The sequence below is a fragment of the Dactylosporangium sp. NPDC050588 genome (genome assembly GCF_040654975.1).
In the GTDB taxonomy this organism is placed as follows: Bacteria; Actinomycetota; Actinomycetes; order Mycobacteriales; family Micromonosporaceae; genus Dactylosporangium; species Dactylosporangium maewongense.
The window spans coordinates 105507-114837 of the sequence record NZ_JBFAJA010000026.1; the positions used below are offsets into that span (position 1 = coordinate 105507).

A 9331-nucleotide genomic window follows, 5' to 3' on the forward strand; every position below is an offset into this window, starting at 1 on the left:
CGGGAGGGCTGCGTGGACCATGGACAGCGACCGCGATCAGGCGTCCTGGTCCAGGAGAGCGACGCGGCGGCGGCCGGCGGTCCGCCGGTAGCTCGCGTCCAGCAGTTCGGCGATCTCGTCCCAGTCGGTGTCGCCGTCCAGGTCCACGCCGATCCAGCCGGACGGGCCGAGGTACGCCGGGACGTAACTGCGGGCGTCCTCCAGCAGCGCCTCGCGTTCGGCCGGGTCGACCAGCACGAGCACCGAGCGCTCGTGCTGCCGGTAGGTGCCATCGACCTTGACCGAGCCGCCGTAGTAGGCGAACACCTTCGTCGTGTAGAACGCCGGGTGCCCGTGGGAGATCTTCTCCGCGGCGTCGGGCAGGGCGAGCGCGAGCTCCCGCACCCGGCCCAGGATCGGGTCGGCGTCGTCGAACATGATGGGGTGGGCCACCCAGCGACGATAGCCGGATCAGCGACCGCACGGCGGAGAAGCCACATTAGAGTCGGTGTATGCGAGCGGTTTGGATCACCAGGGCCGGCGGCCCCGAGGTGCTCGAGGTGCGCACCACGCCCAACCCGTCGCCCGCCGCGGGCGAGATCCGCATCCGGGTGCACGCGGCCGGGCTGAACTTCGCCGAGGTGATGGCCAGGCAGGGCCTCTACCCCGACGCGCCGCGCCTGCCGTGCGTCGTCGGCTACGAGGTGGCGGGCGTCGTCGACGCGCACGGCCCGGGCGTCGACGGCCCGGCGATCGGCAGCCGGGTGCTCGCGCTCGTGCGCTTCGGCGGGCACGCCGAGCTGGTGTGCGCCCCCGTCGCGCAGGTCGTCGAGCTGCCCGACGCGCTGGGGTTCGAGGAGGCCGCCGCCATCCCGGTCAACTACCTCACCGCGTACCACATGCTCTTCCGCGTGGCGAACCTCCGCGCCGGCCACCGGATCCTCGTGCACATGGCGGCCGGCGGCGTGGGCCTCGCCGTGCTGCAGCTGTGCCGCACCGTGCCGGACGTGGTGACGTTCGGGACCGCGTCGGCCGGCAAGCACGAGGTGCTGCGCGAGTTCGGCTGCACGCATCCGATCGACTACCGCACCGAGGACTACGCCGCCCGGGTCCGTGCCCTCACCGGCGGGGACGGCGTCGACATCGTCCTCGACCCGCTCGGCGGTCGCGACTGGAAGCGCGGGATGCGGCTGCTGCGACCGGTCGGGCAGCTCATCGCGTACGGCTTCGCGAACGCCGCCTCCGGTGAGCGGCGCAGCATCCTTCGGCTCGCCCGGCAGGCGGTGGGCGTGCCGCTGCTGAGCCCGCTCGGCCTGATGAACCAGAACCGCACGGTCAGCGGCGTGAACCTCGGCCACCTGTGGGGCCGCCCCGACCTGCTCCGCGAGGAGCTGTCGGCGCTCATGGACCTGTGGCACGCCGGCGTGGTGCGGCCGCGCATCGACGGCGTGTACCCCTTCGACCGCGCCGCCGACGCGCACCGCCGCCTCGGCGAGCGCCACAACATCGGCAAGGTGCTGCTGGTGCCCTCCGGCTGACCTACGTCGCCGCCCGCACCCACAGGTCCCGGTTGCCGGCGATGACGACCCGCCCGTCGCGCAGCGTCGCGACCGCCTGCGGCGGGGCGTCACCGCAGCCCAGCTCCCCGCGCTGCCACGCCCCGGCGCCGTCGCCGAGCCAGACGACGCCGCAGTAGTCGTTGCGCTCGTCCACCTTGTGCTGCCGGGAGTCGTCGATGACGCCGACGACCACCACGGTCCCGTCCTGGCCGACGGTGACGTCGGAGACCCGCCCGGCCCCCATGCCCTCCACCGTGCCCCGCGTCCACGTCAGCCCGTCGACGCTGGTCAGCACGTACGTGGAGTCCTGCTGCCCGCCGCCCTCGATCCCGCCGAATGCCAGCCACCGGTCGCCGGCCTTCACCAGCCGGGTCAGCACGAGGCTCGCCGGCATGCCGTCCACTGTGGACACCTGCCAGGTCCGGCCGCCGTCGGTGGACCGCCACGCCCCCGGCTGGTCCCACCCGTAGCCGATCGCGACCACGGTGTCGCCGTCGGCCGCGAGCACCGCGAGCAGCTGCCGCTCCGCCCGGCCCTGCCGCGGCGCCGCCGGCAGGTCGACCCGCCGCAGCGTCACGCCCCCGTCGTCGGAGACGAGGACCGCCGGCGGCTGCTCCTTCTTCGCGGTCAGGTCGGCGTTGACGACGATCCTGCCGCTCGCCGTCCGGACCATCCCCCTGACCAGGCTCCGCGAACCCTGCCCCTCGAACCCGGTGGTCGACAGGTCGAGCCTGGCCAGCTGCTCGGGTTCGCCGCCGCGGTGCCGGTAGAGCCCGGAGCCCCCGGCGGCGAGGACGCTCCCCTCCGCCTCGACGACGAACCCGTCGCCGCCGATCCCGCCACCGGCCCACCCGCCGCCCTTCCCGGGCGGCCGGTCCCCACCGGCGGCGCTCCCGCCCGGCGCAGGGTCGATCGCCAGCCGGTCACACGCCTCGTTCCCAGTCCAGTTCGCCCCGACCGCCCGGAACCCGTTCTGGTACGTGCCGATCCCGAGCACGCACCCCCCGACCGGCAGCAGCCGCTGCAATCCCTGCCCCTGCGGGATCCAGTCGGACACCGCCGGCCACTCGACCGCCCCGCCGTGCCTGACGAACCCGAGCTCGGTCGCCGGCACCTTCCCGAGCCCCTTGCGCCCCGCGGTGTCGGCGCTCCACCCGTCGTCGCCGACCTGCTGCGCGCACCCGCCGGCACCCAGCATCATCGCGACCACGACGACAGCACGAACCGCTCGGTACATCCCCGGATCCTCCCAGACCCCCGCGAATCCCATCGCCCGCGCGGGCGGCCGGAGATAGGGAATTTTCCTCTTCTGGGGGTCGGGCGGCGGCCGGAGACTCGCGGCATGGGTGACGAGGCGGTGCCGTGGGCGGCGGAGCTGGGTGAGCGGCTCTTCGTGACGCCGGGGCGGTGGGGGTGGCGCAGCGTCGACGTCGTGGAGAGCGAGCGGCCCGACGGGCTCGTACTGTCGGAGCGACCGGAGTGGGTGGAGCCGCCGCGGCCGGACACCAGCGAGCTGCGGCGGGCGGTGTCGGTCGCGTTCTGGGCGCTGATCGGGCAGGTCCTCGCCGTGTTCGGCGGGCTGGTCGCGGCCGGCGTCCTGCTGCCGCGGGTGCGGCAGTGGCTGGCCGAGCAGGGGTTCGAGGGGGACGCCTACCCGGCCGTGCGGCTGTTCGCGGGGATCGGCCTGCTCGCGCTGGCGTTCAAGGTGCTGCCCCGGATGGGCGCGTACTACGTGGCGCTGCGCAACCAGCGGGAGTTCGAGGCGCCGTTCCGCCGGGCGAGGAGGCTGGAGCGGCGGCGGTACGCGACGGCCGCCGCCGAGTGGAACGACGCGATCCGCCGGCGGGACGAGCGGGTGCACGCGCGCAGGGACGGACCGGAGTGGATCCCCGTGCTCCCGGAGGTGCCGCCGGCCCGCACGGACGTGATCGGCGGTGACCCGCGCCGGCACGGCTGGGCGAGCCTGCTCGTCACGCTCGGCACGTCGGTGCTGGCCGGCGGGGAGCGGATCGCGCTGCTGGACCTCACGGGGCGCGACGTCGGCGGCGGGCTCGAAGCGGTCGCGCGGGCCCGGGGGCGGGCCACACACCGGGTCGACCTGCCCGGGGCGGGCGTCGACCTGTTCGCCGGCGTCGGCGAGGAGGCGCTGCTCGACGTGGTGACGTACACCCTGACCGGGCGCGACGAGACCGGCGACCTGCGGCACGAGCGGGCCCTCACCAGGGACCTGCTCCGGCAGGTCCTGCGCACCCTCGACGGGCCGGTCACCCTCGCGCGGCTGGCCGCCGGGGTGCAGGTGCTGCGCAGGGCCACGGCCGCTCCGGTACTGACCCCCGCCGAGCTGCGGCAGCTGGCCGAGCGCGTCGGCGAGGTCGGCGACGACGACTGGTCGGTCCGGCAGCTGCGGTTCGTCGCCGGGCAGCTGGCCGTGCTCAGCGACGGCGAGACCGTCCGGGTGGGGAGCCGGCCGCTGTGGGCGGACGCGGCGCTGTCGGTGGTGGCGACGGCGGGCGGCCGGGACGACCGCAAGGACCTCGTCGACCGGATGCTCGCCCACCTCGCGCAGGCGGCGATGCACCGCGGCCGGAGGTTCGCGGACGTGTTCGTCGTGGCGGGCGCGGACCGGCTCGGCGCGGCGACGTTGGAGATGCTGTCGGACAACGCCCGCGCCGCCGGGATCAGGCTGATCCTGATGATCGACCAGCCGCAGGGCGACATCGAGCGGACCGTCGGCACCGGCGGCGCGGTCTGCGTCATGAAGCTGTTCAACCACCGTGACGCCGAGGTGGCCGCCGCGTTCATCGGCCGCGAGCACCGGTTCGTGGTCAGCCAGGTGACCCGGGAGGTGGGCCGGGCGTTCACCGACGGCGGCGGCGACACGTTCACCGGCGCGACCGACCGCGCCTCCGACGCCCTGCCCGGCGCCGTCCGCGAACGCGGCGCCACCACCGGACTCGCCGAGTCGCGCGGGCACACGTGGTCCGGGGTGCGCAGCTGGTCCTCGACGCAGCAGGTGAGCTCCGCCTCGGTGTCGTCGCGGGTGTACGAGTTCCTGGTCGACCCTCAGCAGCTGATGGGCCTGCCGGAGACCTCGTTCGTCCTCGTCGACAACACGGCGGGCGGCCGCCGGGTCGAGCTGGCCGACGGCAACCCCGGCATCTGCCTGCTGGACCGGGTGGCGCTGCGGGGCGGGGACGGGTGAGCGGGGACGCGCTGCGGGGGTTCCGGTTCCACCGCCTGCTGGAGGTCCCCGGACCGGCCGGCGACGAGGAGCTGCGGGCCGCGGTCGACGGCTCCCACGCCGCCCTCGCGGGCCACCCGGACGCCGCGGTCATGGCGGTCTGGACGGGCCCACCGGCGGACCGCCGGCTGCGGCTCCTGCTGGCCGGCCGGCCGCTGTTCCCGCCCGCGGTGGACGGCGGGGTGCTGTTCCCGCCCGGCGCCGTCGCCGAGCCGTTCGACGCGGGCGCGGTCACCGCGCTGCTGGACGCGTTCCCGCACTGGGTGGTGTGCGAGGGCCGGTTCGACCCGCTGTGGGGCGGCGAGGACGTGCGCGGCGCGTTCGACAGCTTCGTCGGGCACCTGAGCGAGCCGTTCGCGTTCCTCGTCGTCGCCGTGCCGCTGCCCGCCGCGGCGGTCGAGCCCGAGCTGGACGGCCTCGTCACCGACATCGTGGCTCTCGACCGGCCGCAGCTGAGCGAGGCCGGCCGCCGCACCCTGGAGCGCAAGCAGGCCAGGCACAGAGAGCTGACCCGCGCCCAGCTCGGCGGCGCCTGGCGGGTCAAGGTGCTCGTCGCCGGGACCGTCCCGCGGCAGGCGGCCGTCACCGCCGCGATGCTGTGCGCGGTCGCGCAACTCGACGGCCTGCCGTACCGGCTGATCCCTGGCGACCAGGCCCGGCCGCTGCGACAGGCGCTGGACGCCGGCGGCTGGTTCACCGCCGGGGCGCCGCTGCTCACCGCGCTGCTCCGCCCGCCCCGGCGGGAGCTTCCGGGGCTGCGCCTGGTCACCCCGCACACGTTCGACGTGACCCCGGAGCAGCCGACCGGTGAGGGCGTGCGGCTCGGCGCCGTCCTGGACCGCGCGAGACACCCGTGCGACGAGCTGTGGCTGCCGTTCGGGGCGCTCAACCGGCACACGCTCGTCTGCGGCACGACCGGCGCCGGCAAGTCGCACACCGTGCGGCACCTGCTCCGGCAGGCGACCCGGCGGGGGCTGCCGTGGCTGGTCCTGGAGCCGGCGAAGGCGGAGTACGCCCGGCTCGGCGGCGCCGTCGTCATCCGCCCGAACGACCCCGACGCGCCGCCGGCCGGTCTCAACCCGCTCGAACCGGCGCCCGGCTTCCCGCTGCAGACGCACGTCGAGCTGCTGCGGGCGCTGTTCCTGGCGGCGTTCGCGGCGCACGAGCCGTTCCCGCAGGTGCTCGCCGCCGCCCTGCACCGCTGCTACGAGGAGCTCGGCTGGGACCTGACCCTCGGCGCGCCGGTGCACCCCGGGCAGCGACCGCGCTACCCGACCCTCGGCGACCTGCAGCGCGTCGCCGAGGCCGTGGTCCGCGACGTCGGCTACGGGCGGGAGATCTCCGACAACGTGCGCGGGTTCGTCGCCGTCCGCCTGGCCAGCCTCCGCCTCGGCAGCGTCGGCGGGTTCTTCGACGGCGGCCACCCGATCGACGTCGACCGGCTCCTGTCCCATGACGTCGTGCTGGAGCTGGAGGACGTCGGCGACGACACCGACAAGGCGTTCCTGATGGGTGCGGTCGTCATGCGGCTCGTCGAGCACCTGCGGGTCGCGCCGGCCGGCCGCGGCCTGCGGCACCTGACGGTGGTGGAGGAGGCGCACCGGCTGCTGCGCCGCCCCGGCACGGACACGCCCGGGCCGGCCGCGCACGCGGTCGAGCTGTTCGCGGCGCTGCTGGCCGAGGTCCGCGCGTACGGCGAAGGCATCGTCGTCGTCGAGCAGATCCCCGGCAAGCTCGTCCCCGACGTCGTCAAGAACACGGCGGTCAAGGTCGTGCACCGGCTCGCCGCCGCCGACGACCGGGACCTCGTCGGCGCCGCCATGAACCTCGACGAGGAGCAGTCGCGGCACCTGCTGACCCTCGCGCCCGGCGAGGCGGCGGTCTTCCCCGACGGCGCCGACCACGCGCTCCTGGTGCGGGTGCCCGGCGGTACCGCCGCCGAAAACGCCGACAGGCCGGCCGTCGCGGACGTCGGTGCCGTCATCGGCCGGCGCAGCGTCACGTGCGGCGACGCGTGCCTGCGGTCGGCCTGCACGCTGCGGCACATGCGGACCGCGCGGCAGCTGCTCGCCGCCGAGCCGTGGCTGGCGCTGTGGGCGGAGCTGGCGGTCCTGGCGCACCTCGCCGGCCACCCGACGCCGGCGCCGCGGCCCGACCTCCGCGAGGCCCTCGCGGGCCGGGCGGCCGGCGCGCGGGTCCTGGACTGCGCGATCTCCCACGCCGTCGACGACGCCGTCGCCGTCCGGTCGTCCGTGCTGCAGCCGTCGGTGAGCCCGGGCGCGCTCGCCGCCCACGTGTGCGCGGCCCTGCGGGCGCCGGGCGGGCACCGGTGCGGGGACGACGCCCTGACGTTCCTCGCGCGGCCGTACCGGTGGGAGCGGGTGCGGCACGCGCTCTCCCTGAGCGGGCCGGACGGACCGGACCCGCGGACGGCGCGGTGGCAGCGCGAGCTCCACCGGATCATCCCCGGCACGACCCGCGCCGAGCAGCTGGCGGCGGTGACCGGCTGGCTCGCCGAGGAGCACCGCGACCGGCCGCGGCGCGACCTCGTGACGTTCGGCGCCCGGCGACCGTCCACTGTGGAGGCGGCGGTCGGCGGTGCACCGGACGCCGGCGACTGGCCCGAGCGGGTCGGCACCGCACTGACCCAGTTCGACGGCTGCACCTGGCCCACCATCCACCTGCTGACCCCGGCCCAGCGAAGGAGCACACCGTGAGCGACTCCGGATCCATGTCCAGCGACTCCATGTCCAGCTCGATGTCCACCTCGATGTCGTCGTCGAGCGCCACCGACTCGCACAGCGACCATCACAGCGACGCACCCGCCCACACCGCGGCGAGCGCCGCCGCCGACCAGGACCGCGACTTCCACGACTACGTGACCAGCCCGCACGAGCCGTCCGGCGAAGGCGCCACCGCCACGGGCTCCCCGATCGGTGACGGCGGCCAGACCGGCGTCACGCACCCGGCCGACGGTGAGCAGCCGGCCGGGTACTCCACGGGGGTGCAGGACCACGGCGCGGTCGCGAGCGTGCCCACCCAGCACGACAAGGACGTCGCGACCTGGATGGAGCAGGCGGCCCAGATCGCCAAGGCCGTCGAGCAGCAGGAGGAGATCGACGCGATGCCCACCCTCGGCGACCCGCGGGCCGACACGCTCCAGACCCTCGACGACGCCGCCCACTCGGTGCTCGCGGCCATCGAGAGTGTCACCTCGCGGGCGCTCGGCAACGACGAGCACGACGTCCAGGCGGACGCGCACGGCGCCCGGAGCGTCGGCGACCTCGCGGGCAGCGCCGCCATGACCAAGGGCAGCGGCGGGGCGTCGCTGCCCGGTCAGGAGTCTCCTCAGCAGACGGTCGACAAGGCTCAGTCGGGCCGCTGACCAGCGCTCCAGTCGGCGGCGGTGGCACGGACGAACGACTCGTAGGTGCGGGGCGGCCGGCCGAGCAGCTCCCCGGTCCTGGCGATGTCGCGGGCCGGGGTCCAGGCCGCCTGGATCGACGCGACGAGCGCGCGGGCCCGGGCGTCGCGGTCGTCGCCGGCCTCCACCAGGGCGCGGGCGGCCAGGTCGGCCGCTACGCGCCGCAACCGCCGTGGCAGCGCCCGAAACCCGACACCGGACCGTGTTACGGTGCTGGTCGATCGGGGGCGGGGGCCAGATGAGTGAGCGCGGGGCACGGGTCCGCGAGGTGCGCCGCCGCCTCGCGCAGGACGGTCCGCCGCGGACGCGGGACCACGAGCTGGACTTCCAGACGGTCACGATGCCGGAGCGGGACTGCGATCTGCTCCGCGACCTGCTGATCGCCGACGGGGCCGGGACGGTCGTCGAGGTCGGGCTCGCCTACGCCAGCTCCGCCCTCGCGGTCGGCGAGGCGCTGGTCACGGTCGACCGGCCGCACCCCCGGCACGTCATCGTCGACCCCTTCCAGGACCAGGCGTACTCCGATGTCGGCTGGGACCTGCTGCGCGCCGCGGGCCTGGACTCCGTCGCCACGCTCATGCGCTCGCCGTCCTCCGTCGCGCTGCCGGAGCTCGTCGCCGAGGGGTTCACCGCCGACGCGGCGTTCGTGGACGGCAGCCACCGCTTCCACGAGGTCTTCGTGGACCTCTACTTCCTGCGCAAGCTCGTCCGGCCGGGCGGGCTGGTCGTCATGGACGACGACTGGACGCCGTCGGTGCGCACCGCGGTCCGCTACTACGAGCGGCACCTGGGCTGGACGGCGATCCCCGGCGCCTTCGCCGCCGGCACCCTGCGGCACGTCGCGGACGACCCCGCTGCCGAGGCGGTGCCCCGCTGCCGTGCCCTCCGGCTTCCCGACGCCCCGGTCGAGCCGCCCTTCACCGAGTTCCACCCGTTCTGACCGGTTCCACCGGGCGGGCGGGCCGTCGCCGCCCGCTCCGTGCCTGCCGTCCAGTTGAACCGCGTACACGTCGAGCTCGTTCACGCGGACGTAGTTGAAGCGGCGGCGACCACCGTTCGTCAGGGCGGTGTAACGCGAGTGGCCGGTGTTGCGCTGTTTCCGGCGTGCGGCGCTACCGCGTCGCGTCG

The 9331-nt window shown here is 75.5% G+C and carries 8 protein-coding genes; 5 read left to right on the forward strand and 3 right to left on the reverse strand.

The genetic code is table 11. The features are described 5' to 3' along the window. Nucleotides 1-36: 36 nt before the first annotated feature. Entirely contained in the window at nt 37-432 is a 396-nt protein-coding gene (locus AB0I21_RS19985; protein WP_360563009.1) for an MmcQ/YjbR family DNA-binding protein, read from the reverse strand. A 59-nt stretch (nt 433-491) separates the two neighbouring features. Here AB0I21_RS19985 and AB0I21_RS19990 point away from each other — a divergent pair, with 59 nt between their 5' ends. Then, nucleotides 492-1517, forward strand: a complete 1026-nt coding sequence (locus AB0I21_RS19990; RefSeq protein ID WP_360563011.1) for a medium chain dehydrogenase/reductase family protein — start codon at nt 492-494, stop codon at nt 1515-1517. Between the two features lies 1 nt (nt 1518). Here the strand turns inward: AB0I21_RS19990 and AB0I21_RS19995 are convergent, their stop codons facing one another. Further along, entirely contained in the window at nt 1519-2775 is a 1257-nt protein-coding gene (locus AB0I21_RS19995) for a hypothetical protein (protein WP_360563012.1), read from the reverse strand. Between the two features lie 105 nt (nt 2776-2880). Between AB0I21_RS19995 and AB0I21_RS20000 the strand changes: the two genes are divergently transcribed. Genes AB0I21_RS20000 through AB0I21_RS20010 form a run of 3 tightly spaced genes read left to right on the forward strand, consistent with a single transcriptional unit; the run spans nt 2881 to nt 8164 of the window. Next, a complete protein-coding gene (locus AB0I21_RS20000; RefSeq protein WP_360563014.1) occupies nt 2881-4740 on the forward strand; it encodes a hypothetical protein in 1860 nt (619 codons plus the stop codon). Further along, nucleotides 4737-7496, forward strand: coding sequence for an ATP-binding protein (locus AB0I21_RS20005; RefSeq protein WP_360563016.1), 2760 nt, complete (start codon nt 4737-4739; stop codon nt 7494-7496). The genes AB0I21_RS20000 and AB0I21_RS20005 overlap by 4 nt, the downstream gene beginning before the upstream one ends. After that, on the forward strand, nt 7493-8164 hold the full coding sequence (locus tag AB0I21_RS20010; protein WP_360563018.1) for a hypothetical protein: 672 nt from the start codon (nt 7493-7495) through the stop codon (nt 8162-8164). The genes AB0I21_RS20005 and AB0I21_RS20010 overlap by 4 nt, the downstream gene beginning before the upstream one ends. Here the strand turns inward: AB0I21_RS20010 and AB0I21_RS20015 are convergent. After that, nucleotides 8149-8370: a hypothetical protein gene (locus tag AB0I21_RS20015; protein ID WP_360563020.1), complete on the reverse strand. Its 222-nt coding sequence runs from the start codon at nt 8368-8370 to the stop codon at nt 8149-8151. The genes AB0I21_RS20010 and AB0I21_RS20015 overlap by 16 nt on opposite strands. Nucleotides 8371-8441: 71 nt before the next feature. Here AB0I21_RS20015 and AB0I21_RS20020 point away from each other — a divergent pair, with 71 nt between their 5' ends. Then, nucleotides 8442-9143, forward strand: coding sequence for a class I SAM-dependent methyltransferase (locus tag AB0I21_RS20020; protein ID WP_360563022.1), 702 nt, complete (start codon nt 8442-8444; stop codon nt 9141-9143). The last annotated feature ends 188 nt before the right edge of the window (nt 9144-9331 follow it).